The sequence below is a fragment of the Streptomyces sp. NPDC004134 genome, from assembly GCF_042874195.1.
In the GTDB taxonomy this organism is placed as follows: Bacteria; Actinomycetota; Actinomycetes; order Streptomycetales; family Streptomycetaceae; genus Streptomyces.
The window spans coordinates 1-25081 of sequence record NZ_JBIAMS010000023.1; the positions used below are offsets into that span (position 1 = coordinate 1).

A 25081-nucleotide genomic window follows, 5' to 3' on the forward strand; every position below is an offset into this window, starting at 1 on the left:
TCGGTAAGCCCGCCACCCTGTGGATACCTCACACATCCGGCATACCGCAGGGATCACGAGACGTCAGCCCGCACGACACCACGCTTTGAATCTCAGTAGTGGTCGGGGCCGGAAGTCCCTCGGGGGTTGACGCCGAAGAGGCGACCGTGCATGTCGCTGCGTCAGATGTTGGGGGTCGCGGGACAGGAGAGCGTCCGATGAAGTGCTCGATCACGTCTGCTCGGGAGTCCGCGGGGAGAGCGGCCGCTCGAAGAAGGTCTCGAGGACCACCGTGGCCTGCGTCCCGCTGACCCCGTCGATGGCGTAGATCCGGCGCAACACATCCTGCAGTTGCTCGGTGGATGCGGTCCTGACCTTCACCAGCACCGAGGCGCTGCCAGCGATGATGTGCGCCTCCAGGATTTCGGGGAGCTCGGCGAAGTCCTGTGCCGCATCACCCATCCAGGAAGTCGAGTCGACCATCACATAGGCCAGGACGGCGCCGCCCAGCGCGGCCGGGTCCGTCTCGACGGTGGTGCGCCGGATTACGCCGCGCTCTCGCAACTTGCGCACACGTTCGTGGGCGGCGCCGGCCGAGAGGCCGGCGGCCTGTCCCAGCGCAGCGTAGGACTGGGTGGCGTCCTGCTGGAGCTGCGTCAGCAGGACACGATCGATGTGATCCATAACTCTCCATTCGGAATATCCTTGTGTTGGCAATACCTCATCCTGCAATCTTAGCTGTGAGGCAAATCTGGTTCAGCAAGTGACGCCTACGGGAGGGGAAGGCATCATGACCAGCGAGCGCCCCGAGCTGTACGAGATGCTCGACGACCGGTTCCGTACCGGACGGTGCACGAACGGCGACGAGGCATTGGAGGTCCTGTACACCGGCTGCCGCTGGGCCGAGGGGCCGATCTACCTGCCTGCCTGGCGGCAAGTGGTCTGGAGCGACATCCCCAACGACCGGATGCTGCGCTGGGACGAAGAGACCGGCGCCGTCAGCGTCTTCCGCCGTTCCGCCGGGCACACGAACGGCAACACCCTCGACCGTCAGGGCCGGCTGATCACCTGCGAGCAGGGCAACCGTCGAGTGACCCGAACCGAACACGACGGCACCATCACCGTGTTGGCGGATCGGTGGAAGGGCAAGCGCCTGAACAGTCCGAACGACGCGGCCGTCAAGTCCGACGGTTCGATCTGGTTCTCCGACCCGGACTTCGGCATCACCAGCGACTACGAGGGCTATCGTGCGCTGAGTGAGATCGGCTCCAACAACGTCTACCGCATCGATCCGGCCACCGGCGAAGTGCGGCTGGTCGCCGACTGCTTCGGCGCCCCGAACGGCCTGGTCTTCTCACACGATGAGCAGCAACTGTTCGTCTCCGACACCCGAGCAGGCTTCATCCGGGTCTTCGACGTACACGAGGACGGCATACTGTCCGAGGGCAGAGTCTTCGCTGAAGCGGAGGCCCGCAAGGCCGCCCGCTTCGACAATCTCCGCTTCGACGACGCCGGTCGGCTCTGGGCCGCCGCGATGGGCGACGGAGTGCACTGCTACGACCCCGACGGCACGCTGATCGGGCGTCTCAACGTCCCCGAGGCGGTTGCCAACATCTCCTGGGGCGGCGCCAAGCGCAACCGTCTCTTCATTGCCGCAGAGACCAGCCTCTACTCGGTGGTCATGGGTGTCACAGGCACGCACCCGACCGGACCGGGCCGCCGGCCCTGGCTCTGAGCGGCGGCTCCGGAAGTCGTTCGGGGGTTGATCACGCGGCGAGGCGGAGCCAGGATTCTTCTGGGTGATCGGTGGTGTGCCGGTCGAGCCTGGCCACCAGATCGTCCAGGTCGGAGGTGGTGAACTTCCACCGGAACGGTCCTGCCGTGGCGTTGTAGCGGTCTTCGAAGGCTCGGAGCCGGTTCCCGACCTCGGTGAGGTCGGTGAAGTCGTTGGGTGAGACGACCTTGCGCTGGACGACGGAGAAGTAGATCTCCACCTGGTTCAGCCAGGAGGCGTGAATAGGGGTGTGGACCATGACGGCGTTCGGGAACGCGGCGGCCAGCCGGTCGGCGGCCCTCTTGCCGCGGTGGGAGGAGCCGTTGTCGACGATCCAGAACACCCGTCTGGCGCTGGCGTAGGGCTCCTGGGTCATGACCTGGGCGACCAGGCTCATGAACGGCTCGATGCCGGTGCATGGCTCGGTGCGGCCGGACACCCTGGCGGTGTGGACGTCGTAGGCGGCCAGGTAGGCCAGGGCGCCGCCGCGCTCGTAGGTGTGGTTCACGCGCATCGCTCTGGCCGGGCCGGGGGCGAGGGTGGGGTGGCAGCGGCAGCGGGCCTGGATGGAGGTCTTCTCGTCCGCGCCGATCACGTACTCGTCCTCGCCGAGTGGCTGACCCAGCCAGGTGCGGGCGTACAGGTCCAGCACGCACTGGGCTTGACGCGGAAGTCGGGGTCGGTGATGAAGATCCGGGAGCGGTGCTGCCAGGGCTTGAGCGCATCCCGGTCCAGCCAGCGGCGCACGGTGGAGGCCGACACGAAGGTGGCGATGCCCCGGGCCACCGTCTCGCGGGCCAGTTCCGGGCACGACCAGCGCGACAGCGGAACCCCGGTCTCGGCGGGTAACCGGCAGGCCAGCGCCTTGACTTCGGCTATCTGCAGCGCGGTGAAGGCCGGCGGCCGGCCGGAGCGTCGACGGTCGGCGAGCCCGGCCATGCGCTGCTCGGCGAACCGGCCCCGCCACCTGCGCACCGTGTCCAGATGCAGGCCGGTCTCCCGGGCAATACGCGCGTTGGAGCGTCCCCCGGCCGCGTGCAGGACCACCTGTGCCCGAGCCCGCAGCCGGTACTCGGTCTTGTGGCCGTAGGCCACATTCTTGAGCCGCTCACGCTCGGAGGCGGTCAGGGCGATCAGGCGGGCCGGGACGCCCACCACGCCCTCGGAACACACCAGGCTCTCGCTCGACCAGCGTCTGGGCGACCACGCCCGCACCGCCTGGCCGCAGCTCTGGCCCGGCTCCACGTCCGCCATCACGGCGCCTTCGCATACGTAGCGGGCCAGCTCGCCGACGGCGAACAGATCAACCTGGTGCGGCTGCGCTACACCGGCACCGCCGCCACGTGGGGCTTCGCCCTCTACCTCACCAGCAGCGACACCTACGAGAACACCGTCCTGCCCACCGGCTCACTCGTCGGCAGCCCCGCAGAGACCCTCGACTGTGCCTGCAGCCTCCGCCTCGCCGCCCCGGACACCTGATACCGGATGCCGGCCACGACCCCGGCCTCGAAGTCAACCCCGAAGGACTTCCGGAGCCGACCACTAAGCGCTCGACAGCACAGCAATGGACAGGCTGACGGGGCGCCGGGAACGCTGTCTGCCCAGTTCATCGGTGCATTCGGAGCAAGATCAACGAGCGTCAAATGAGCGTCAAGATACCTCGGAGAGCGTCATTTCAGCGTCAAGATATCGCCCATACCGCACACAACGCACATCATGCACATCACGAAAACCGCAGGTCAGACAGCCTTCTCGGCCCTCACCAGCACTGCCACGCACTCCATGTGGTGGGTCACGGGGAAGAGGTCGAAAGCCCGGGTCCATTTTGGGGTGTAGCCCGCGGCGGTGAAGTAGGAGAGGTCTCGGGCCAGGGCTGCCGGGTCGCAGGCGACGTAGGCGATGCGGCGGGGGTGGAGGGCGGTGATCTGGGTGATCACCTGGCGGCCGGCGCCGGTGCGGGGCGGGTCCAGGACCACGAGGTCCGCTTCCGTGATGCCCGTGCGGGGGAGGACGCGGTCGACCTTGCCCTGTTCGATGCGGACGCGGTCGAGGTCGGCCAGGTTGTGGCGGGCGTCCGCGGCGGCGCGTTTGCCGGACTCGATGCCGAGGACCGCGCCCTTCGGGCCGACGCGTTCGGCGAGGGCGCCGGCGAAGAGGCCGACCCCGCAGTAGAGGTCGAGGGCCATGTCGCCCTTCTTCGGCATCAGGCCCGTCATCACCGTCTCGACGAGCAGGTCCGCGGCCCGCGGGTGGACCTGCCAGAAGCCGCCCGCGCCGACGCGCCAGGTGCGCCCCGCGGCGCGTTCGCGGACGAAGTCGCGGCCGTGGACGCGGTGGATCGCGGCGGGGGTGCCCGGGGTGCGGGGGTCTTCCGCGCGGAGTACGGAGACGGGGCGGTCCAGTTCGACCAGGGGGAGCCGGCCGCCCGGGCGGGGGGTGAGGACGACCTGGCGGTCGCCGGAGCCGGTCGCGGCGATGGCCTCGACCGTCGCCAGTTGCGGCCACTCGCGGCTCTCCACGCCCAGTTCCTCCACCTCGGGAGCGGCGATCAGGCAGCGGTCGACGGGCTGTACCTCGTGCGAGCGGTGCTTGCGCAGGCCCGCGCGGCCGCCGGGGTCGATCGCGTACTGCACCCGGGTACGCCAGGCCGGCACCTCGCCCTTCGGCACCTTGTCGCCCGGCACCGGCTCCACCGTGCCGTCCCAGCCCGCGTCCTCGGCGGTGAGCCCCGCGAGCCGGGTCAGTTGCTCGGCGAGTACGTCGGCCTTCAGCCGGCGCTGCGCGCCCGGGGCGACGTGCTGGAAGTCGCAGCCGCCGCACTTGCCCGGGCCGGCGTAGGGGCACGGCGCCTCGATGCGGTCCTTCGCCGGCTCCAGCACCCGGACCGCGTCCGCGCGCAGGAAGCGTGCGCCGGCGCGTCCCTCGGTGACCCGGGCCACGACCCGTTCGCCGGGCAGCGTGTGGCGTACGAAGAGCACCTGGCCCTCGGCCGTACGGGCCACGCAGTGCCCGCCGTGCGCCACCGGGCCGACCTCGACCTCGTACTCCTCCCCCACCATGCTCGGGGACGTGGCGTGGGCCTGCTCTTCTTCGGGCACGGGGCGGACTCCTGGGGAACGGGGCGGTGGTACGGGCGGACGGGGCGCGCGCCAGTCTAGGCGGCCCGCGGGACCGCGCCCCACCCGCAGTCCCACCAGCCCCACCCGTCTACCGGCGCCACCCGGGGTGCTCCCCGGCCCAGAGGGTGTGTAGCTTGAACAGAAAAGCCAGACAGGGCGAAGGGACGCCGCGTGCACATCGTGATCATGGGGTGCGGCCGGGTGGGCTCCACCCTGGCGCGCACGCTGGAGCAGCAGGGGCACACGGTGTCGGTGATCGACCGCGACCCCACCGCCTTCCGCCGCCTCGGCCCCGGCTTCGGCGGGCGCCGCATCACCGGCATCGGCTTCGACCAGGACACCCTGAAGGACGCCGGCATCGAGGAGGCCGGGGCCTTCGCCGCGGTCAGCTCCGGCGACAACTCGAACATCATCGCCGCCCGCGTCGCCCGCGAGATGTTCGGCGTCGAGAACGTCGCCGCGCGGATCTACGACCCCCGCCGCGCCGAGGTCTACCAGCGGCTCGGCATCCCCACCGTCGCCACCGTCCGCTGGACCGCGGACCAGATGCTGCGCCGGCTGCTGCCCTCGGGCGCGGAGCCGCTGTGGCGGGACCCGAGCGGCCGGGTGGAGCTGGCGGAGGTGCACACCTCGGCGTCGTGGATCGGGCGCCGGGTGGCGGAGTTGCAGGAGGAGACGGGCGTACGGGTCGCCTTCCTCACCCGGCAGGGCGAGGCCGTGCTGCCCACCGCGAAGACGGTGCTGCAGGACGGGGACCTGGTGCATGTGATCATGCGTACCGACGAGGTGGAGCAGGTCGAGGCGGCCTGCGCGAAGGGCCCGGAGACGGAGGACCGACGGTGAGCGACGCACTCGCGGCCGCCCGGCCGCACGCTGAGGCGCGCGGGGAAGTGAACGGAGCAGCGCTGTGAGAGTCGCGATCGCAGGTGCCGGTGCGGTGGGCCGCTCCATCGCGGGCGAGCTGCTGGACAACGGGCACGAGGTCCTGCTCATCGACAAGACCCCCACCGCCATCGCGGTCGAGCGGGTGCCGCGGGCGGAGTGGCTGCTCGCCGACGCCTGCGAGATCGCCTCGCTGGACGAGGCCGCGCTCCAGCGCTGCCACGTGGTGATCGCCGCCACCGGCGACGACAAGGTCAACCTCGTCGTCTCGCTGCTCGCCAAGACCGAGTACGGCGTGCCGCGCGTGGTCGCCCGGGTCAACAACCCGCGCAACGAGTGGCTCTTCACCGAGGCATGGGGCGTGGACGTCGCCGTCTCCACGCCGCGGCTGATGTCCGCCCTGGTGGAGGAGGCCGTCAGCGTCGGCGACCTGGTGCGGCTGCTGCGCTTCAGCCACGGCGACGCGAACCTCGTCGAGCTGACCCTGCCGGAGGAGTCGGCCCTCACGGGCACCTCCGTCGGCGACGTCGACTGGCCCGCGGACACCACGCTGGTGACGATCATCCGCGGCAGCACGGTCCTCACCCCGAAGCCCGACGACACCCTGGAGGCGGGCGACGAACTGCTGTTCGTGGCCGCGCAGGCGCGCGAGGAGCAGTTGGAGGAGCTGCTTTCGGTACGCCGCGAAGGCTGACCCGGCGGTCGCCGCGAAGGCTGACCCGGCGGTCGCCGCGAAGGCTGACCCGGCGGCGGCGCGCTAGTCGCGCTCGGCCGCCGGCCGGTCGCTCTTCTCCCGTTCCGCCTGCGCCTTCTCCTCCGCTTCCGCCTCCGCGATCACGTCGATCGGCGGCGGCGCCTGCTTGAGGAAGATGTAGGTGAGCGTGACCGCGAGCAGCAGCGGCGGGATCTTCAGCGCCACGATCACCCAGCCGAACTCCTTGGGGTCGGCCCAGAAGTAGAGCGGGAAGAGGATCGCGGACTTGGCGAGGAAGATCAGGCCCCAGGCCCAGCTCGCCTTGGCGTACGCCTTCTTGCGGCCGGGGTTGCGGGTGCGCCACGACAGGTTCTCGCGGAACAGCGGGCCCAGGATCACGCCGATCAGCGGCAGGCCCGCGAGGGTGCTGAGGATGTACGCGAGCGCCAGCCCGAGGCCGTAGAGCAGTCCCGGGAGGTAGAAGTCCTTGGCGTTGCCCGTCATGTTCGCGAAGGCGACGCCGATGGCCACGCCGAAGACGCCGCTGAAGGCGTGCTTGAAGGTGCCGCCGGTGATCAGCCGGGAGAGGCCGAGCAGCACCGAGACGCCGAGCGCGGCGATCGCGGAGGGCTTGATGTCCGAGCCGATGGTGTAGACGAGCACGAAGACGAGCCCGGGGACCGTGGTCTCCACCATGCCGCGGATGCCGCCGAACGCCTCGGCCATGGCGGCCTGGGTGACGGCGTGCGAGTCGCCCTCCGGTACGTCGGAGGCGGTGCGGGCGGCGCCGTCCTCGGCGGAGGGCGCCGGTGCGGGTGCGGTCCCGGGCGGGCCGCCGGTCGCGCCGGTGCCGCCGGCGCGCTCGTCGGCCGGCTTCTGGAATGACGTCACCGCTGCTCCTGTCCGAGGGGTCGCAGTTCGTACTTGGGGTTGAAGAGCACCCGCCGCCCGCGGCTCATGGCGATCCGGCCCGTGGCGGTCAGGCTGCGGCCCGGCTCGATGCCGGTGATGGCGCGGCGGCCGAGCCAGACCAGGTCGAGCGAGTCCGTGCCGTCGAAGAGCTCCGCCTGCAGCGCGGGGACGCCGGCGCGCGGCTGGAGCGTGACGGTACGGAGACTGCCGGTGACGGTGACGACGGCGCGGTCGTGGCACTGCCGGATCGGCGTGACGTCGGCGGGCTCCTCGTCGGGCGGCAGGACGTCCTCCGCCGGGGGCTCCGCGGCGCCGGTGATACGGCCCAGCAGCCGGCGGAACGGGCCGGCGGGTCGGTCGGCGCTGCGGGCGGGGTCCATGCCCGCAGGGTACCCGCACGGGGCGGTCCGTTTCACTGCTCGAAGCGGTAGCCCATGCCCGGCTCGGTGACGAAGTGGCGCGGGTGCGCCGGGTCGGCCTCCAGCTTGCGGCGGAGCTGGGCCATGTAGACCCGCAGGTAGTTGGTCTCCGTGCCGTACGAGGGCCCCCAGACCTCCTTGAGGAGCTGCTTCTGGCTGACCAGCCGGCCGGCGTTGCGTACCAGCACTTCGAGCAGGTGCCACTCGGTGGGCGTGAGGCGGACGTCGGCGCCGTCGCGGTGGACCTTCTTGGCCGCGAGGTCGACGGTGAAGGCGTCCGTGGTGACGACGGCCTGGTCCCCGGCGGGCGCCGACGGCTCGGCGCGGCGGACGGCGGCGCGCAGCCGGGCCAGCAGCTCGTCCATGCCGAAGGGCTTGGTCACGTAGTCGTCCGCGCCCGCGTCGAGGGCCTCGACCTTCTCGTCCGAGCTGTGCCGGGCGGAGAGCACCAGGATCGGCACCCGGGTCCAGCCGCGGATGCCGCGGATGACGTCGACGCCGTCCATGTCGGGCAGGCCGAGGTCCAGGACGATCACGTCGGGGTGGCGGTCGGCGGCGAGCTTGAGGGCGGTGGCGCCGTCCTGGGCGGCGTCGACCTCGTACTTGCGCGCCTTGAGGTTGATGACGAGCGCGCGCACGATCTGCGGCTCGTCGTCGACCACGAGCACCCGGTGCATGGCGGCTGCCTTTCGTCCATTCGGAGGATGCGGATACGGATACGGAGACGGGACGCGCACCGGCGCCGCCGGGGTGGCGGCGGACGCGTACGGGGCTGTGGGCGCGTACGGGGCGGCGGGCGTCACGTCGTCGCCTGGGCCGGCAGCTCGGCGGGGGCGGGGGCGCCGCGGCCGGGGGCCGCCCGCAGCGTGAGCACCATCGTCAGCCCGCCGCCGGGGGTGTCCTCGGCGACGAGGGTGCCGCCCAGCGCCTCGGCGAAGCCGCGGGCGACCGCGAGCCCGAGGCCCACGCCGGCGCCGCGGGGGGCGTCCCCGTAGCGCTGGAAGGGCTCGAAGATCCGGTCCTTGCCGCTGTCGGGGACCCCGGGGCCGCGGTCGACCACGCGCAGCTCGACCCGGTCGCCCAGCGCGCTCGCCTGGACCAGGACGGGGGTGCCGGCCGGGCTGTACTTGACCGCGTTCTCGACCACGTTCGCCACCGAGCGCTCCAGCAGCCCGGCGTCGACGGCGACCATCGGCAGGGTCTCGGGGATCCCCAGCGTGACGCTCCCCTCGGGCACCCCGGCCAGCGCCTTGGGCACCACCTCGTCGAGGTCGACCTCGCGCAGCAGCGGGGTGACGGTGCCGGTCTGCAGGCGGGACATGTCGAGCAGGTTGCCGACGAGGGCGTCGAGCCGGTCGGCGCCCTCCTCGATGGCCGCCAGCAGCTCGGCCTCGTCCTCCTCGGACCAGGCGACGTCGTCGGAGCGCAGCGAGGTGACGGCGGCCTTGATGGCGGCGAGCGGGGTGCGCAGGTCGTGGCTGACGGCGGCGAGCAGCGCGGTGCGGATGCGGTTGCCCTCGGCCAGCTTGCGGGCCTCCACGGCCTCGGCGGCCAGCCGCTGCCGCTCCAGTACGACGGCCGCCTGGGCGGCGAACGCGCCGAGCACCCGGCGGTCGGCGGCGGGCAGCTTGCGGCCGGTGAGCGCCAGCGCCATGTCGTCGCCCACGGGCATGTCGGCGTCGGCGTCGTCCGGGCCCGCGGGGGCGCCGGCGCTGGCGCCGACGCGGCCGACGCAGGTCCAGCCGTCCTCGCCGCGCTGCCGCTCGAAGAGCGACACGGACTCCATGCCGAACGTCTCGCGCACCCGGTCGAGGAGCGATTCGAGCGACCCCTCGCCGCGCAGCACGCTGCCCGCGAGCAGCGACATCACCTCCGACTCGGCACGCAGCCGGGCGGCCTGGGAGGTGCGGCGCGCGGCGAGGTCGACGACGGACGCCACCGCGACGGCGACCGCGAAGAAGACGACGAGGGCGACGATGTTGCGCGCGTCGGCGATGGTGAAGGTCTCCACGGGCGGGGTGAAGTAGTAGTTCAGCAGCAGCGAGCCGGCCCCGGCGGATGCCAGCGCCGGCAGCGTGCCGCCGAGGAGGGCCGCCAGCACGGTGGCGAAGAGGAACAGCAGCACCTCGTTGGCCAGCCCCAGGGTCCGGTCGAGCCTGAGCATCACCGCCGTGAGCAGCACGGGCCCGACCAATCCGACGAGCCAGCCGGCGACGATACGGCCGCGGCCGAGGCCGGCGCCGCGGGCCATCGGCAGCCCGCGGCCCTTGGCGACCTCGCCGTGGGTGACGATGTGCACGTCGAGGTCGGGCCCGGACTCGCGGGCGACGGTGGCGCCGACGCCGGGGCCGAAGGCGTACTGCCACGCCTTGCGGCGGCTGGAGCCCAGCACGATCTGGGTGGCGTTGACGCCGCGGGCGAACTCCAGCAGGGCGTCCGGCACGTCGTCGCCGATGACGTGGTGGAACGTACCGCCCAGGTCCTCGACGAGGGTGCGCTGGACGGCCAGCTCCTCGGGTGGGGCGGTGTTCAGGGGGGTCAGGCCGTCGCTGTGGGAGATGTAGACGGCCATGATCTCGCCGCCCGCGCCCTTGGTCGCCAGCCGGGCGCCGCGGCGGATGAGGGTGCGGCCCTCGGGGCCGCCGGTGAGGCCGACGACGATGCGCTCGCGGGCTTGCCAGGTGTCGCGGATGTGGTGCTCGCTGCGGTACTCGCGCAGGTAGTCGTCGACGCGGTCGGCGACCCAGAGCAGCGCCAGCTCGCGCAGGGCGGTGAGGTTGCCGGGGCGGAAGTAGTTGGACAGCGCGGCGTCGATCTTGCCGGGGTCGTAGATGTTGCCGTGGGCCATGCGGCGACGGAGGGCCTCGGGCGACATGTCGACAAGCTCGATCTGGTCGGCCTTGCGGACCACGGCGTCCGGCACGGTCTCCCGCTGCCGTACGCCGGTGATGTTCTCCACGACGTCCCCCAGCGACTCCAGGTGCTGGATGTTGACGGTCGATATGACGTCGATGCCGGCGCTCAGCAGTTCCTTGATGTCCTGCCAGCGCTTGTCGTTGCGGGAGCCGGGGACGTTGGTGTGCGCCATCTCGTCGACGAGCGCCACGGCGGGCCGGCGGGCGAGGACGGCGTCCACGTCCATCTCGGTGAACCGCGTCCCGCGGTAGTCCAGCTCGCGGCGCGGTATCTGCTCCAGGCCGTGCAGCAGCACCTCGGTGCGCGGCCGGTCGTGGTGCTCGACGAAGCCCACGACCACGTCGGTGCCGCGCTCCAGCCGGCGGTGCGCCTCGGAGAGCATCGCGTAGGTCTTGCCGACGCCCGGCGCCGCGCCCAGGTAGATCCGCAGCTTGCCCCGTGTCATGAGTCGATTGTCCGTCCGCTTTCGTGCGTGTCGCACCGTCGAGCGTACGACCGCGCGGGCGGTCCGGCGCGCCCGGCGAGGGCCGGGGGCCTGACCTTGACGCATCTCTGACGGGGGCCGGGGGCTCCGCGGGGGCTGTGGGGCGTACGGGTGGCGGCTGCCGCGCTCGTACGGGTCAGGGGGCCGGCGGCTCCTCGGCCGTGCCCGCCTCCGAGTGGTCCGTGATCGTCCCGTCGCGCAGCTCCAGGACCCGGTCCGCCAGGTCAAGCAGCGCCGCGTCGTGCGTGGCCACCAGCGCCGTGACGTCCTCGCTGCGCACCACCGCCCGCAGCAGCTCCATCACCGCGTGCCCCGTCTCGGCGTCCAACTGCCCGGTCGGCTCGTCCGCGATGATCAGCGCCGGCCGGTTCGCCAGCGCCCGGGCGATCGCCACCCGCTGCTGCTGCCCGCCGGACAGCTCCCCCGGCCGCTGCGCGGCGTGGTCCGCGAGCCCGACCAGCGCGAGCAGCAGCTCCACCCGTTCCTCGCGCTCCCGCGGCGGCACCTTGCGCAGCCGCATCGGCACCCCGACGTTCTCCGCCGCGGACAGGATCGGGATCAGCCCGAACGACTGGAAGACCAGCCCGATGCGGTCCCGCCGCAGCTCCAGCAGCTCCGCCTCGCCGAGCCCGGACAGCGCCACGCCGTCCAGCTCGATCCGGCCGGAGTCGGCGACGTCGAGCCCGGCGACGAGGTTCAGCAGCGTCGTCTTGCCGGAGCCCGAGCGGCCCTTCAGCGCGACCAGCTCGCCGCGCGGCACCCGCAGCGACACCCCGCGCAGGGCGTGCACGGCGGTGGCGCCGCTGCCGTACGTGCGGTGCAGGTCCTCGACGAGGACCATCGCCTCCGCGCCGGCCGCCGCCCGTTCCCGTACCGCCGTGCCTTCTCTGCCGGTGTCCTCGCTCATGCGTCCTCCCCCTCGTCGCGCCGCCCGCCGGGCGGCTCGCCCTGTCCTTCCGGCGCGGCCGGCTCCCCACCGGCCCGCCACACCCCGACGTGGTCCCGCTCCGCGGTCAGCCGGACCCGTCGTCGCAGACCGTACCGCTCGACGTACTCGCGCGGGAGCTGCAGCCTGCCGACGCGGTCGAGCACGGCGTACTCCGCGGCCGTCAGCTCCTCGTCCCGCAGCGTCTCGGCGGCGGTGCGGCCGTCGCGGATCTGCACCGTGCGGCGGACCTGGCTGGAGACCAGCGGGTCGTGCGTGACGACGAGGACGGTGGTGGCCAGCTCCTCGTTGGCGCGGCGCAGCGCGGCGAAGACCTGCTCGCCGCTCGCGGTGTCCAGCTCCCCGGTCGGCTCGTCCGCCAGCAGCACCCGCGGCCGGTTGGCGGCGGCGACGGCCACGGCGACGCGCTGCTGCTCGCCGCCGGACAGCTCGCCGGGGCGGCGGTGCGCGCAGTCGGCGACGCCGAGGGCGTCGAGGAGCGCGGCGGCCCTGGCGGGGCGCTCGCGGCGGGGGACGCGGGCGTACGCCATCGGGAGCGCGACGTTCTCCTGGGCGGTCAGGTACGGCAGCAGGTTGCGGGCGGTCTGCTGCCAGACGAAGCCGACGGTGCGGCGCCGGTACGCCAGCCGCTCGCGGCGGCCCATGGCGAGCAGGTCGTGCCCGGCGACGCGGGCGCGGCCCGCGGTGGGCACGTCGAGGCCGGAGAGGATGCCGAGGAGGGTGGACTTGCCGGATCCCGAGGCGCCGACGAGGGCGGTCATCTCGCCTTCTGCGACGGCGAGATCGAGGCCCTGGAGTGCCTGCACCTCGACGCCTTCGGTGTGGAAGATGCGGACGAGGTTGTCGCAGTCGACGACGGGTCCCCCGTCCCCGCCGCCCTCGGCGGCGGGCGCGGCCCGGGCGGCGGCCTCCAGCTCGGCGAGGCCGGGGGGCGGGTCCTGGGCCGGGGTGCGGGGTGCGGTCACGCGGACCTCCTGGGACGGGTCCGGGGCGGGCGGGGGTGTGCGGTACGGGCGGGGGACGCGGCGCGCGGGGCCCGCGGTCGTACGGGTGCGGCGGCGGTCATCGGTCCTCCCCGAGGCGCAGGGCCGTCAGCCGGCGGCTGCGGCGGGTGGTCGCCGCGTCGGCGGCGGCCGCCGCGGCGACGAGGGCGAACAGGCCGACGGTCAGGGCCGCGGTCAGGAGGTGGTCGGGGTGGCGTGAGGGGGCGGTGGGGCCGCCGGTGAGGGCCTGGAGGTCCAGGGCCGGGCCCAGCGCCGCGGGCAGCGCGAGGCCCAGGGCGAGGCCGCCGGCCGCGGCGGCGAGCGCGAGCGGGGCGAGTTGCAGGACGCCGAGGGCGGTGGCGCCGCGCCGGCCGAGGCCGAGGAGGCGCAGATACGCCGTGGTGCGGGCGCGCTCGGGGGCGGAGAGCAGCAGCTCCACGAGCAGCGTGAGCAGCGCCAGCGCGGCGGCCAGCGCCGCGCACAGGGCGTGCGCGCCGCGGATCGCGCCGAGCACGCCGTCGTCGCGGTCCCCGGCCCGCTCCTCGGCGGCGATCAGCAGTTCCCCGTACGGGCTGCCGTAGCCGGTGCCGGGCGCGGCGGCGCGCAGGGCGGCGGGGGTGGCGGTCCCGTAGTACAGCACCGCGGCCGTGCCGCGGGGGGTGTCCGCGGCGCGCTCCCGGTCCGCGGCGGCCAGCGCCGCGGTGTCGGCGAGCAGCAGCGGCCGGTCCGCGCCCGGTGCCGCGCCGCCCGCCCCGTACAGCGGGCCGAAGACCGCGTCCCGCGCCGCGCCCCCCGCCAGCCGCCCCGCGACCCGCACCCGCACGCCGGGCCACTCCGTCTCGTACGTCTCGCCGGTACGGGCCTCCCCCCGCGCCCCGCCGGCCAGCACCGGCAGCACCAGCCGCCCCGCGCCGTCCCGCCGCGGCGCCCCCAGCCCCGCGACCTTCGCCGCCGCGGCCGAACCGGGGTCGGCCCGGCGCAGCGCCGCCCCGTCGACGGCGAGCACGTCGGCGCCGCGCTGCCCGAGGCCGGTGGCGGCGCTGGTCAGGTCGGTACGGACGAGCCGGACCCGCACCGCCTGCGCCACCCCCGGCGCCCGGCGCAGGGCCTCGTCGGCGGCGGGGCTCGCGGCGTCGGTGAGCACCGCGGCGGCGCCGCCGGTCCGCCATGCGAGCGCGTCGCGGCGGCCCTCCTCGACGGTGCCCGTGACCAGGCCGCCGAAGACCGCGGCGCCCAGGGTGGCGACGAGCACGAGCAGCGCGAGCACGGCGGCGGGCGCGTCCCGGGCGGCGCGGGAGAGCGCCAGCAGGCCGAGCGGGCCGCGGCGGCGGGCCGCGAGCCGGGCCAGCAGGCGCAGCGGCGGCGGGTAGGCCCGTATCAGCAGCACCACGACCGCCAGACCGCACAGCAGCGGCACCGCCGCGACCAGCGGGTCCGACGCGCCGCTGCCGGCCGTGCCGCGCACCCGCAGCGCCCACACGCCCGCGGCGGCGAGCAGCAGCACGGCGGCCTCCGCGGTCAGCCGGCGCCCCGCACGCCCCCGGCGGCGGCGCGGGCCCGGCCGCCGGTCCCGTACCGCCGCCCAGGTCAGCGCGGGCAGCGCCAGCCAGGCCGCACCCGCGACCGCGACCGCCGGCCACACCGGCGGCGCCGGGCCGGCGGGGTGCGCCAGCCGCGCCCCGGCGTACCCCGCCGCCAGCGCCGCGCCCGCCACGGGCGCGTACTGTGCGGCGCGGGACAGCGCGACGCCGATGGCGGAGGCGCCGCGGGCGCGCCGCAGCCGGTGCTCCCCGAGCCGCCGCCGCACCGCGAGCCGGGCGGTGACCAGGGCGGCGGCGAGGCCGACGCCGACGACGGAGGCGAGGGCGAAGGAGACGACCGTGGCGGCCTGGTCCCACTCGGCGTCGAAGTCGCGGACGACCGGCTGGACTTCGTCGGCACGGGTCGGGCGCTCGGCGGGGTGGGAGCCGTAGATGCACAGGGGGTTGCCGGTGGTGGCGCAGAAGTTGTCTGCGGAGGCGCGGTCGTACGCGGCGAGGGCGCGGATCAGCGCGGCGCGGCCGTCGTCGCCGGCGAAGCGGGCGGCGGCCTCGCCGCGCTCCTCGTCCGCATCGGCCACCTCCAGCCGGAGCCGCCATTCGACGGTGAGCTGGGGCAGCCCGCGGGCGAGGAGGGCGTCGAGCGCGCCGGGGGCGACGAGCGCCTGGGCCTCGGCGGGCCCGCGCTCGCCGGGGAGGGGAACGGCGAGGAGCGGGTTGCCGCGCCAGAGGGGGGCGGCCGGGTCGGGGCGCAGGACGCCGGTGACGACGACGGGGGTGTCCAGCTCGGCGACGCCCGGGGTGAGCGCCAGCTCCTGGCCGAGGCGCAGGCCCAGCGCGTCGCGGGTGCGGGTGGAGACGGCGATCTCGACGGGCCCGTCGGGGCCGGTGCCGCGCGGCGGGCGGCCCGCGGCGTAGCCGGCGGGTCCGGGAGCCTCGGTGGTGTGGAGCAGGGAGAGGGCGGCGGTGGCGCGGGGCGCGTCGAGGGTGGCGGCGGGGATGCGGACCTGGTGGTGGGGCTTGCCGAGGAGGCCGTCGAGCGCGTCGGGGGAGCCGGTGGTCACGTCCTGCCCGGCCTGCTCCAGGTCGTCGGCGATACGGGTCCCGCCCTCCCCGGCCGGTCCGGTGACCGGCTGACCGAACGTCACGGTGCGGGTGAGCAGGGCGCGTTCGTCCTGCGCCGCGGCGATCCGGTCGACGAGGGCGCGGCCCGCGGCCCGGTCGAGGAGCGGGGGCGCGGCGGTGGCGACGGCGGCGAGGACCGCGACGAGCACGCCGAGGCAGGCGAAGGCGGGCAGGTCGGCGCGGGCCTCGCGCCAGGTGCGGGGGCCGCGGGCGGCGCGGGGCTGCCGGCCGGCGGCGGCCTTCCGGCCCGTATCGCCCGCGCCTGACCGCCCGTTCGCGCCGCGCGCCCCGGAGGGCCGGTCCTCAGCGGCCGCGCCCGCCGCGTTTCCCGTACGAACCGGGCCGCCCGCCCGTTCCGTACGCCACCGCCGCCACCCCCTCATTCGTCCCCCGCCCTCAGCACCCGCGCCAGGTCCGTGCGCGCCAGCGCCCGCGCCGTCGCCGTGACCGCGAGGCAGATCAGGGCCGTCACCGCCGCCGCGACCACCGCCACCCGCACCCACGGGACGGCCACCGCCAGCTCGGGGTGCACGGGCGCGCCGGTCTCCGTGACCGTCACCGCCGGCACCACCGCGGCCGCGAGCGCCACCCCCGTCGCCGTGCCCACCGCGGCGGCGAACGCCGCGACGCAGAGCTGCTCCGTCCACAGCAGTGCCGTCAACTGCCGCGTCCGTACGCCCAGCGCCCGCAGCAGCGCGAACTCCCGCGCCCGCGCCCGTACCGCCAGCACGCTGTGCAGCGCGAAGCCGACGACGGCGAACGCCGGCGCCAGCACCAGGCACAGCCGCAGCGCCCCGTCCGTGCCCTCGCGCAGCGGCGACGCCGCCAGTCGCGCGCGCTCCTGCGGCACGTCCCGCGCCGTGCCCAGCTCCGGCCGCCGCTCGATCGCCGCGCGCGCGGCACCGGCGTCGCCGCCGCGGGCGGCCAGCCACCAGTGCGACTCCACCGGCGGGTCGAGCCCGGCCCGTACGAGATACGCGGCCAGCACCCGGGAGTCGACCAGCAGCCGTCCCCGCCGCGGGTCGGTGCCGGGGACGGCGTCGACGCTGCCGACGACCCGCGCCCGCAGCTCCGTGCCGCCCGGCAGCCCGGCGCGCAGGGTCTCGCCGACCTCCGCCTGGCCCGCGGCGAGCAGCGCGCCGGTGGCGAGCACGGGCACGGGCCGCGGCTTGCCCTGGCCGGTGAGGCCGAGCTGGACCTGCCAGCTCAGCAACTCGTCGGGCAGCGAGGTGTCCGGGCCGCGCAGCACGCCGTCGAAGAGCGCGCCGGGAGCCGTGCGCAGCTCGCAGAGGACGAACCCGGTGGCGCGGCGCGGCGGCATGCCGCGCGTCGGCGCCGGCTTGCGGCCCGGGCAGCCGGCGAGCCCGCGGTCGGGCCGCTCGCCGCCGACGAGGTCCTTCCAACCGGCGCCGCGCTCGGCGCCCGCGAACTCGTCGATCGTCAGCCGGTACGTGCGCTGCGCGGCCTCCTCCTCCGTGCGCAACTGGAGCCCGGTGAGCCGCAGCGGGTACTGGTACCCGCCGAGCGGCAGGCTCATCCGGTGCGCCCGGCCGTCGGCGGGCGGCAGGGTGCCGGACACGGTGTGCGCGAGGCCGTCGGCGTCCTCCAGGGTGGCGGTGAGCGTGAACGGCTCGGCGGTGCCGGGGCCGTCCGCGTCGAGCCGTACGCGCATGCCCAGGGCGCCGGGGCGGCCGGGCAGCGGCAGCCCGTGGGACTGCGCCGGTTCCGTGCCGCCGAGCGCGGCGAGCACGTCGTACGGCAGTCCCGCCCCGTCCCGTACGGCGGGCGCGGGGCCCGCGGCGGCGCCGGTACGGAGCGTCGGCAGCACCTCCGCCGAGTCCAGCGCGGTCAGCCCCGCGAAGGAGGTGCCGACGGTGACGTCCCAGTCCACCACCGGCGTGGCCGCGGCGACGCCCGGCAGCCGGCCGTACCGCGCGTGGCGCTCCGCGCGCGGCGCGAAGCCCGCGCCCTCCTGCCCGGCCTCGACGCTCAGGTCGGCGCCGACCGCGAACGCGGCCTGGTCGCGGTCGCCGCGGTCGAGCACGGCGAGGGCTGTGGCGCCGAGCGCGGCGATGGCCAGCGCGAGCGCGACGAGCAGCGCGGGGCCCGCGTGCCCGGCCGCCCTGCGGCCCAGGTGCCAGCCGCCCAGCGGCAGGACGAGGCCCGCGGAGCGGCGCCCGAGCCGGTCGGCGGCGCGGGCGGCGAGCGGCAGCAGGCGCAGCGCCAGGAGCACGGTCGCGGCGGTGAGGGCGACGGGCGCGAGCACGACGACGGGGTCGACGGCGCCGGAGTCGGCGACCGGGGTGCGGTACGTGACCAGTTGCAGCCAGCCGACCGCCGCGATCCCGGCCAGCGCCAGGTCCGCACCCGCCCGCTGGTACGCGGCAAGACGCGGCACCCGGCGCCGCAGCCGGGCCACCGCGCGCCGGTCCCGGGCGGCCCGGGCGACGGGGGTGAGCGCCGCGGCGGCGTGCACCGCCAGCGCCAGCGCGGCGACCGTCCACCCCGCGCCGGTCGCGGCGCTCCCCGGCACCGGCCCGTCGAGCAGCCCCGCCCCGGCCAGGCCCCGCAGCAGCGGGCCCGCCAGATACGGCGCGGCCAGCGCGGCGGGCAGCGCCACCGCCGCCCACTGCGCCGCGGCCCCGCCGACGAGCCGCAGCGGCCCGGCACCGCGGCTGCCGAGCAGCACCTGCTCGGCGGCGCGGTGCCGGGCGAGCTGACGGGCGGTCAGCACGAGCGCGGCGAGGGCCAGCGAGGCGAGCAGGGCCACCGGCAGGTACGTACCGGCCCGCGCGACGGCGACGGGCACGTCCAACTGCCGCAGCGCGTACGGCAGGTCGGTGTCCGCCTCCACGTCGGCGAGCCCGCCGCCGCCCCGGCCGAAGACGACCCGCTCGGCGTCCCCGGCGGCCAGCGCGACGACGCGCTCCCGGAGCGGCTCGACCTGGCCGAGGTGCAACTGCCGGGCGTCGGGCACGGCGAGCCACCCGGCGGTGGCGTCCTGCCGGAGCAGGGGCTGCGCGGCGAAGACGCGCCGGTCGACGAGGCCGATGCTGTCGGGGGTGCCGAAGGTCCCGGTGAGGTCCTGCCAGAGAGGCGCGCGGGGGTCGCGCGGCACGTAGAGCCCGGAGACCCGCATGGCCAGCGGCCGCACCGCGGCATCGCCGCCGGAGCCGGAGCCCGCGTCCTCGCCCTCCAGCACGGCGTCCTCGTCGCCGCCCAGGGCGAAGCCGTCGCCCGCCGCCAGGCCCAGCCGCGCCGCGTAGCCCTCGTCGAGGACGACCTCCACCGGCCCTCCGGCCGCCGCCCCGCCGCCGGCCCGCGGCCACTCCCCCTCCGTCAGCCGCGCCTGCCGTCCCGCGTCCTCGGCCCACAGCAGCGAAAGCCCGACCGCGCCCCGCCCGCCGACGCCGCTCCCGGCCACGGCCAACTGCTGCTCCCGCGCGGCCGGTGCCCGCACCAGCCGCGTCGTCCGGTGCGCCACCTCGCCGTACGTACGCGCCAGCGCGCCCCGCACGGGCCGGTCCGCGCGCGCCACGGCGTCCGGGTCGTACGCCCCGCTGATCCGCACCGCCGCGTCCGGATCCGCCGCGAGCCGCTCCCTGGCCCCGGTCTCCGCGGCCTGCTCGGCGACCGCGACGAGCGCGGCGAGGACGGTGACGGCCAGAAGGAGGGCGAGCGCGGCGGCGGCCAGCACGAGGCCGTGGTGCGCGCTCTGCCGCAGCACCGGCGGTAGCCGACGCCGAGGCCGCACGGCGGTCGCCGTCAACGGTCCCCCCATGTCCCGGATGCCGGGAGAATAAGCGAGCCGCAACGCCCCGGGCAGCCCCGGAACCCGCCGTCACCGCTTCGTTACGCGGAAGTGCCCCGGCGGGCCTGGCCGGCAGGGGCACGCAGCGGCCGGCGCGCTCGGGGACGGCGCCGAGACCCGCCACGCCGCGGGCGCGTGCCGAGGAGGGGCGCAGCCGCGACCGCATGCCCGACACGGGCGGGGCCGGACACCCCCGTGCTGCCTCACGGCACCCGCCGCCGCGCGGGGGCCCCACCCGCCCGGCTCCCCGCCGCGCGGCCCCCGCACACCACGGCGGCGGGCCGGGTCGTCGTGACCCGGCCCGCCGCCGTACTGCCGCTTCCGCGCGGAGCGCTCCGCGCTCAGCGCACCTCGGTGATCTCCGGGCCCCGCGCCAGCGAGTCGATGCCGCCCGCGAAGCGCGAGCCCTCGCTCGCCTCGTCCTGCTGCACCCCGTCCGGCACCATCTGGGCGTCCGTCGGCAACTGCAGCACGATCGGGTCCCGCGGCGCCATCGGCCCGTCACCGCGGATGACCACGGTCTCGCGGAAGATCTTCTCCAGCACCCCCGCCGCCTGCGGCTGCACCGCGGCGTGGCCGGAGATCACCCCGCGCAGGAACCACCGCGGGCCGTCGCAGCCGACGAACCGCACGACCTGCATGCCGCTCTTGCCGTCCGGCAGCTTGACCGGCACCTGCGCGCGCAGCTCCCAGCCGAGGGTGTCCTTGCGCTCGTCGATGATGCCGCCCTGCTTGGTGATGCCGTTGGCGATCTCGGTGCGGACCTCGCCCCAGATGCCCTCGTTCTTGGGGGCGGCGAAGCCCTGCAACTGGATCGCGCTGTCCCGCAGTACCACGGTCGCGGCGACGATCGAGTCGCCCGCCACCTCGACGCGCAGCTCCATGCCCTCGACCCCGGGCACGAGCAGGCCGCCGAGGTCCACCCGGCCGCGGCTGGCGTCCTCGACCTCGCCGATGTCCCACGGTCCGTCGGGGCGCTCCTCGGGGGGCAGCGCGTAGCGGCGCTCCTCCCCGTCCTCCGGCTCGTCCGCCGACTCCTCGGCGTCCTCCGCGGCCACGCCGTCGGCGAGCTTGTCGGCGGGCTCCTCCTGCCCCTTGCGACGACGTCCGAACACGTCACTGTCCTTCCCGGTCGGCAATGACCGAAGCGTATCCATGAACGGCCTTACGGTCCCCGAGGGAGGCGTGCCCTCCGGTCGAACCGTGCCCACCCTCGCCCCTGGCGGAACCGGGGAGCTCGGATACCTCGTGGAAGCGGGCCTTCTCCACCTGCTGGATCACGAGCTGGGCGATCCGGTCGAAACGCTCGAAACGCACCGGGCGGCGCGGGTCGAGGTTGACCACGTTCACCTTGATCTCCCCACGGTACCCGGCATCCACCGTCCCCGGGGCGTTGACGAGCGTCACGCCGCAGCGGGCGGCGAGCCCGGAACGCGGGTGGACGAACGCCGCGTAGCCGTCGGGCAGCGCGATGGCGATGCCGGTGGGCAGGATGACGCGCTCGCCGGGGGGCAGCTCCGCGGGCCGGGTGGTGACGAGGTCGACCCCGGCGTCGCCCGGGTGCGCGTACGCCGGGAGCGGTACCTCGGGGTCGACGCGGCGGATCAGCACGTCCACCGGCTCCCGCCCGGCCGTCACGGGTTCACCTCGAACGCACGGGCCCGCCGGACCTGGTCGGGGTCGGCCATCGCGGCCCGGATCTCGCGGTCCCGGCCGTGCTCGACGAAGTGGTCCACGTTCACCTCCACGAACAGCGCGTCCGCCCGTACGGCCACCGGTCCGTCCGGGGCGTCGAGGCGGCCGGCGGCGGTGGAGTAGATCTTGCGGCCGGCGACGGCGCGGGCGTGCGCGGCCAGGTGCAGCGTGGTGCCCACCGGCACCGGGCGCAGGAAGTCGGTCTCCAGCCGGCCGGTCACCGTGATGGTGCGCAGCAGCCAGCTCAGCGCGCCCAGCGTCTCGTCGAGCGCGGAGGTGAGCACCCCGCCGTGGGCGAGGCCCGGAGCGCCCTGGTGGGCGGCCTTGACGGTGAACTCCGCGGTCACGCTCACGCCCTCGCCCGCCCGCGCGGCCAGGTGCAGGCCGTGCTCCTGCTCGGCGCCGCAGCCGAAGCACTGGTCGTAGTGGGAGCCGAGGAGCTGGCCCGGCGCCGGGGCGTCCGGGTGCCGCACGGGTTCCGCGGCGCCGGGCGGCGGGGTCAGCTTGTCACTTGCAGTCACGCGGCCAGAGCCTACCTGCGCCCACGACCCGCGGCCGAGCCGCGGTCGGGGGCCGTGGGAGGCTGGGTGCCATGGAGACGACGCAGAGCTACGACGAGCGGCTGAGCGCACCGCGGTCCTGGTGGGCTCTGGCGGTGGGCACGGGGGTGTGCCTGGCGCTGGTGCTGACGCCCTTCGGGACCCTGCCGCTGCTTGCCGGGCTCGCCGGCGGGACGGCGCTGGCGGCGGTCGGCGTCAGCTCGTACGGCTCGGCGCGGATCCGCATCGTCGCCGGGAAGCTCGTCACCGACGACGCCCGGGTCCCGCTGACGGCACTGGGCGAGGCGCAGGCGCTGGACGCGGAGGAGGCCCGGGCCTGGCGTACGCACAAGGCGGACACGCGCGCGTACATGCTGCTGCGGGGGTACATCCCGACGGCGGTGCGGGTGGAGGTCACGGATCCGGAGGACCCGACGCCGTATCTCTACCTGTCGACGCGGCAGCCGGAGCGGCTGGTCGCGGCGCTGCGGTCCGCCGCGGGCTGAGGCGGGACGCGGGCTGAGGCGGGACGCGGGCTGAGGGGACGCGGGCGCGCGCCTCAGCGCCCGGCCGGCGGCAGCGCCGGCGGGTCGCCCTTCGGCAGTCCCGTGCCCGTGCCCCCGGCGCCGGTACGGCCGCCGGGGTCCCCGGGCGCCGCAAGCTCCCCGCCCGCGGGCGGGAGCGGGTCCCACGGGACCTGGCGGGTGCGCAGGTCGTCGCGGATGCGCTCGGCGAGCTTGCTAGTGTCCCTGCGGTTCATCAGCGCACCGGCGGCCGCGCCCATGAGGAACGGGGCGAGGCTCGGCAGGTTCCGCACGGTGCGCTTGAGGATCTGCTGCCGCAGCCGGCGGCGCATGGGGCCGCCGAGTACGGCGTCGAAGCTGACGCTGCCCTTGAGTACCGACGCGGCGTCGATGCCGCGCTCGTCGGTCCAGGCGCCGAGGTACGCCATGGCCCGCTGCCGCGCCGGGCCTGCCGCCCGTACCCCGTACACCTCGTGCAGCTCGGCGATCAGCTTCAGCTCTATCGAGGCCACCGCCACGATCTCGGCGGCGAGCTCGGCGGGCATGGCTGGCGGCGCGGGCATCATCGCCGCCGCTCCGATGCCCGCGCCGACCGTGGCGCTCCCCTTCACCGCACCGGCGATCAGCCGGTCGGCGATCTCCTCCGGGCCCAGCCCGGGGAACTGCCGGCGCAGGGTCGCCAGATCGCGGACCGGGACGCGCGGCGCCGTCTGCACGATGGCGTCCGCCACCCGCTCCAGCGCCGCCCGGACGCGCCGGTCGGGGCGCGTCCGCTGCAGGATCCCGGTCTTCGGTCCGGCGGGACCGGAGCCGGCCGTGGGGGCCACGGCCGGCCTCAGGCCGCGCAGTCGCGGCAGATCGGCTGGCCGTTCTTCTCGGCGGCCAACTGGCTGCGGTGGTGCACCAGGAAGCAGCTCATGCAGGTGAACTCGTCCTCCTGGCGGGGCAGGACCCGCACGGACAGCTCCTCGTTGGAGAGGTCCGCACCGGGCAGCTCCAGCCCCTCGTTCTGCTCGAATTCGTCGACGTCGACGGCGGCGGCCGACTTGTCGCTGCGCCGCGCCTTCAGCTCTTCGATGCTGTCTTCGTTGACGTCGTCGTCTGTCTTGCGTGGGGTGTCGTAGTCCGTTGCCATTCTTCGCTCTCCCCCTCCGGGTGGTCAGTGAGTCTCCAGCGCACGTAACGCATGAGAGGCCGGTCTTGTGCCCGACCCGAAGCGGAGATTTTGCCTCACATCAAGGTCTGTTACGCAATCGACACCCAGCCGCCCCCCGCAGGGGTGATCGCGGCCGGATGGCGAAAGGGACCATACGCGGTCCCGGGCCCTTCTCGTGCACGCCACCCCGTGTACTTCCCGTGACCGCATCCTGCGGAAACGCGGATCTTACGGGCTTTTCCCGGAATGCGGCGATGACGCAGCGCACACGACCGGGATGTACGGAATGTGACGTATCACACAGTCTGCATGGGCAAGGCGACGCGAATCACCAGGCCCCCGCCTTCGCGCGGCTGTGCGGTCACCGTCCCGCCGTGCGCGCGAATGACGGATCTCACAATGGACAGCCCCAGTCCTACCCCCTTGTCACTGCCCGTACGCTCCGTGCGAAGACGCCGGAACGGCTCGAAAAGGTTGTCCACCTCGTACGCCGGGACGACCGGTCCGGTGTTGGCGACCGTCAGCACGGCGACGCCGGGCTGTGCCTCCGTCCCCACCTCGACCCAGCCCCCCTCGGGGACGTTGTACCGCACGGCGTTCTGCACCAGGTTCAGCCCCACCCGCTCCAGCAGCACCCCGTTGCCCTGGACGTACGCGGGCTTGCGCACCCCGCGCAGCTCGACCCCCTTGCCCTGCGCCTCGCCGCGGGTCTGGTCCAGCGCCTGGGAGGCCACCTCGGCGAGGTCGACGGGCTTCCTGTCGACGATCTCGTTCTCGCTGCGGGCGAGCAGCAGCAGGCCCTCCACCAGCAGCTCGCTGCGCTCGTTGGTGGCCAGCAGGGTCTTGCCGAGCTGCTGCAGCTCCGGCGACGCCTGGGGGTCGGAGAGCTGGACCTCCAGCAGGGTGCGGTTGATCGCCAGCGGCGTGCGCAGCTCGTGCGAGGCGTTGGCGACGAAGCGCTGCTGGGCGTTGAACGCCCGGTCGAGTCTGTCGAGCATGTCGTCGAAGGTGTCCGCCAGCTCCTTCAGCTCGTCGTCGGGCCCGTCGAGCTCGATCCGCTTGTGCAGGTCGGAGCCGGCCACGCTGCGCGCGGTGCGGGTGATCCGGCCGAGCGGCGAGAGCACCCGGCCGGCGACGACGTAGCCGAAGGCGAAGGCCAGGACCGTCATGCCCAGCAGCGCGAGGAGCGACTTGCGCAGCAGGGAGTCGAGGGCGAGCTGGCGGCGCCGCTCGATGCACGCCTCCAGGATCCCGTTGAACTGGTCGTACGTCTTGGCGTCCGAGACCTCGGGACAGGGCCCGCTGGCCACCTGCACGGTGCCGCTGCTCTCCAGCAGCTTGAAGGGGGTGGCGAAGCTGTCCAGGGCGGTGGCGGCCAGCAGATAGATGATGGCCAGCAGCACCATGCCGGCCATCAGGAACATGCCGCCGTAGATCAGCGTGAGGCGTATCCGGATGGTCGGGCGCAGCCAGTACGGCGCCGCGCCCTCCCGGGGATCCCAGGTGGGCTTGGGCGGGGTGCCGGCGGGCAGCTCGTCCGACGCGGAGCGTCTGTTGTCGTCCATGAGGCCATCCGTCGGGTGCG

At 75.0% G+C, this 25081-nt stretch carries 23 protein-coding genes; 5 read left to right on the forward strand and 18 right to left on the reverse strand.

Going from position 1 to position 25081, the window contains the following annotated elements:
- Positions 1-210 precede the first annotated feature (210 nt).
- The gene (locus ACFYVJ_RS25620; RefSeq protein WP_388895782.1) at positions 211-663 is read right to left on the reverse strand and encodes an Lrp/AsnC family transcriptional regulator; all 453 of its coding nucleotides are present in this window, start codon (positions 661-663) and stop codon (positions 211-213) included.
- A gap of 106 nt (positions 664-769) precedes the next feature.
- Here ACFYVJ_RS25620 and ACFYVJ_RS25625 point away from each other — a divergent pair, with 106 nt between their 5' ends.
- Positions 770-1714, forward strand: coding sequence for an SMP-30/gluconolactonase/LRE family protein (locus ACFYVJ_RS25625; RefSeq protein WP_388895785.1), 945 nt, complete (start codon positions 770-772; stop codon positions 1712-1714).
- Between the two features lie 31 nt (positions 1715-1745).
- Here the strand turns inward: ACFYVJ_RS25625 and ACFYVJ_RS25630 are convergent, their stop codons facing one another.
- Positions 1746-2405 (reverse strand): transposase, encoded by a 660-nt coding sequence (locus tag ACFYVJ_RS25630; RefSeq protein ID WP_388895788.1) that lies wholly within the window; start codon positions 2403-2405, stop codon positions 1746-1748.
- A complete protein-coding gene (locus ACFYVJ_RS25635; protein ID WP_388895791.1) occupies positions 2345-3007 on the reverse strand; it encodes a helix-turn-helix domain-containing protein in 663 nt (220 codons plus the stop codon). The genes ACFYVJ_RS25630 and ACFYVJ_RS25635 overlap by 61 nt, the downstream gene beginning before the upstream one ends.
- A 57-nt stretch (positions 3008-3064) precedes the next feature.
- Between ACFYVJ_RS25635 and ACFYVJ_RS25640 the strand changes: the two genes are divergently transcribed.
- Positions 3065-3232 (forward strand): hypothetical protein, encoded by a 168-nt coding sequence (locus ACFYVJ_RS25640; protein WP_388895794.1) that lies wholly within the window; start codon positions 3065-3067, stop codon positions 3230-3232.
- Between the two features lie 260 nt (positions 3233-3492).
- On the opposite strand, the gene ACFYVJ_RS25645 is transcribed toward ACFYVJ_RS25640, so the two are convergent.
- Entirely contained in the window at positions 3493-4851 is a 1359-nt protein-coding gene (locus ACFYVJ_RS25645; protein ID WP_388895797.1) for a class I SAM-dependent RNA methyltransferase, read from the reverse strand.
- A gap of 192 nt (positions 4852-5043) precedes the next feature.
- On the opposite strand from ACFYVJ_RS25645, the gene ACFYVJ_RS25650 reads away from it, so the two are divergent.
- A complete protein-coding gene (locus ACFYVJ_RS25650) occupies positions 5044-5715 on the forward strand; it encodes a TrkA family potassium uptake protein (protein ID WP_101421036.1) in 672 nt (223 codons plus the stop codon).
- A gap of 64 nt (positions 5716-5779) precedes the next feature.
- On the forward strand, positions 5780-6448 hold the full coding sequence (locus tag ACFYVJ_RS25655) for a TrkA family potassium uptake protein (protein ID WP_101421037.1): 669 nt from the start codon (positions 5780-5782) through the stop codon (positions 6446-6448).
- Positions 6449-6511: 63 nt separating this feature from the next.
- Here ACFYVJ_RS25655 and ACFYVJ_RS25660 read toward each other — a convergent pair whose 3' ends face one another.
- The 11 genes from ACFYVJ_RS25660 to ACFYVJ_RS25710 all read right to left on the reverse strand — a co-directional run bounded on the left by ACFYVJ_RS25660 (position 6512) and on the right by ACFYVJ_RS25710 (position 21798).
- A complete protein-coding gene (locus ACFYVJ_RS25660; RefSeq protein ID WP_388895801.1) occupies positions 6512-7339 on the reverse strand; it encodes a DUF3159 domain-containing protein in 828 nt (275 codons plus the stop codon).
- Positions 7336-7740: an OB-fold nucleic acid binding domain-containing protein gene (locus ACFYVJ_RS25665; protein ID WP_388895804.1), complete on the reverse strand. Its 405-nt coding sequence runs from the start codon at positions 7738-7740 to the stop codon at positions 7336-7338. The genes ACFYVJ_RS25660 and ACFYVJ_RS25665 overlap by 4 nt, the downstream gene beginning before the upstream one ends.
- 32 nt (positions 7741-7772) lie before the next feature.
- Complete coding sequence (locus ACFYVJ_RS25670) at positions 7773-8456, reverse strand: response regulator (RefSeq protein ID WP_125937538.1); 684 nt, start codon at positions 8454-8456, stop codon at positions 7773-7775.
- 122 nt (positions 8457-8578) lie between these two features.
- A complete protein-coding gene (locus ACFYVJ_RS25675; RefSeq protein ID WP_388895807.1) occupies positions 8579-11140 on the reverse strand; it encodes a DUF4118 domain-containing protein in 2562 nt (853 codons plus the stop codon).
- Positions 11141-11315: 175 nt separating this feature from the next.
- Positions 11316-12086, reverse strand: coding sequence for an ABC transporter ATP-binding protein (locus ACFYVJ_RS25680; protein ID WP_388895810.1), 771 nt, complete (start codon positions 12084-12086; stop codon positions 11316-11318).
- Entirely contained in the window at positions 12083-13090 is a 1008-nt protein-coding gene (locus ACFYVJ_RS25685; protein ID WP_388895815.1) for an ABC transporter ATP-binding protein, read from the reverse strand. Before ACFYVJ_RS25685 ends, ACFYVJ_RS25680 begins: the two co-directional genes overlap by 4 nt.
- Positions 13091-13187: 97 nt before the next feature.
- Positions 13188-16154, reverse strand: coding sequence for a hypothetical protein (locus ACFYVJ_RS25690; RefSeq protein WP_388895817.1), 2967 nt, complete (start codon positions 16152-16154; stop codon positions 13188-13190).
- Positions 16151-19498, reverse strand: coding sequence for an FtsX-like permease family protein (locus ACFYVJ_RS25695; protein ID WP_388895820.1), 3348 nt, complete (start codon positions 19496-19498; stop codon positions 16151-16153). Before ACFYVJ_RS25695 ends, ACFYVJ_RS25690 begins: the two co-directional genes overlap by 4 nt.
- 425 nt (positions 19499-19923) lie before the next feature.
- Positions 19924-20697 carry a DUF3710 domain-containing protein gene (locus ACFYVJ_RS25700; protein WP_388895822.1) on the reverse strand — a complete coding sequence of 258 codons (774 nt, stop codon included), beginning with the start codon at positions 20695-20697 and terminating at the stop codon, positions 19924-19926.
- Between the two features lies 1 nt (position 20698).
- On the reverse strand, positions 20699-21220 hold the full coding sequence (gene dut / locus ACFYVJ_RS25705) for a dUTP diphosphatase (protein ID WP_101421047.1): 522 nt from the start codon (positions 21218-21220) through the stop codon (positions 20699-20701).
- Positions 21217-21798: a PaaI family thioesterase gene (locus ACFYVJ_RS25710; protein WP_388895824.1), complete on the reverse strand. Its 582-nt coding sequence runs from the start codon at positions 21796-21798 to the stop codon at positions 21217-21219. The genes dut and ACFYVJ_RS25710 overlap by 4 nt, the downstream gene beginning before the upstream one ends.
- 71 nt (positions 21799-21869) lie before the next feature.
- On the opposite strand from ACFYVJ_RS25710, the gene ACFYVJ_RS25715 reads away from it, so the two are divergent.
- Positions 21870-22322, forward strand: coding sequence for a DUF3093 domain-containing protein (locus ACFYVJ_RS25715; RefSeq protein WP_388895827.1), 453 nt, complete (start codon positions 21870-21872; stop codon positions 22320-22322).
- Positions 22323-22375: 53 nt separating this feature from the next.
- Here the strand turns inward: ACFYVJ_RS25715 and ACFYVJ_RS25720 are convergent, their stop codons facing one another.
- From ACFYVJ_RS25720 to ACFYVJ_RS25730, 3 genes are all read right to left on the reverse strand, one after another.
- Complete coding sequence (locus tag ACFYVJ_RS25720; protein WP_388895830.1) at positions 22376-23167, reverse strand: hypothetical protein; 792 nt, start codon at positions 23165-23167, stop codon at positions 22376-22378.
- A gap of 8 nt (positions 23168-23175) precedes the next feature.
- Positions 23176-23475: a DUF4193 domain-containing protein gene (locus ACFYVJ_RS25725; protein ID WP_018838171.1), complete on the reverse strand. Its 300-nt coding sequence runs from the start codon at positions 23473-23475 to the stop codon at positions 23176-23178.
- A 317-nt stretch (positions 23476-23792) separates the two neighbouring features.
- Positions 23793-25061: a sensor histidine kinase gene (locus ACFYVJ_RS25730; RefSeq protein WP_388895833.1), complete on the reverse strand. Its 1269-nt coding sequence runs from the start codon at positions 25059-25061 to the stop codon at positions 23793-23795.
- Between the last annotated feature and the right edge of the window lie 20 nt (positions 25062-25081).

What these genes read in the sequence shown, in the direction of transcription:
- ACFYVJ_RS25620 (WP_388895782.1), bottom strand. Translation starts at nt 663, where the DNA reads ATGGATCACATCGATCGTGTCCTGCTGACGCAGCTCCAGCAGGACGCC.
- ACFYVJ_RS25625 (WP_388895785.1), top strand. Translation starts at nt 770, where the DNA reads ATGACCAGCGAGCGCCCCGAGCTGTACGAGATGCTCGACGACCGGTTC.
- ACFYVJ_RS25635 (WP_388895791.1), bottom strand. Translation starts at nt 3,007, where the DNA reads ATGGCGGACGTGGAGCCGGGCCAGAGCTGCGGCCAGGCGGTGCGGGCG.
- ACFYVJ_RS25665 (WP_388895804.1), bottom strand. Translation starts at nt 7,740, where the DNA reads ATGGACCCCGCCCGCAGCGCCGACCGACCCGCCGGCCCGTTCCGCCGG.
- ACFYVJ_RS25670 (WP_125937538.1), bottom strand. Translation starts at nt 8,456, where the DNA reads ATGCACCGGGTGCTCGTGGTCGACGACGAGCCGCAGATCGTGCGCGCG.
- ACFYVJ_RS25675 (WP_388895807.1), bottom strand. Translation starts at nt 11,140, where the DNA reads ATGACACGGGGCAAGCTGCGGATCTACCTGGGCGCGGCGCCGGGCGTC.
- ACFYVJ_RS25680 (WP_388895810.1), bottom strand. Translation starts at nt 12,086, where the DNA reads ATGAGCGAGGACACCGGCAGAGAAGGCACGGCGGTACGGGAACGGGCG.
- ACFYVJ_RS25690 (WP_388895817.1), bottom strand. Translation starts at nt 16,154, where the DNA reads ATGAGGGGGTGGCGGCGGTGGCGTACGGAACGGGCGGGCGGCCCGGTT.
- ACFYVJ_RS25715 (WP_388895827.1), top strand. Translation starts at nt 21,870, where the DNA reads ATGGAGACGACGCAGAGCTACGACGAGCGGCTGAGCGCACCGCGGTCC.
- ACFYVJ_RS25725 (WP_018838171.1), bottom strand. Translation starts at nt 23,475, where the DNA reads ATGGCAACGGACTACGACACCCCACGCAAGACAGACGACGACGTCAAC.
- ACFYVJ_RS25730 (WP_388895833.1), bottom strand. Translation starts at nt 25,061, where the DNA reads ATGGACGACAACAGACGCTCCGCGTCGGACGAGCTGCCCGCCGGCACC.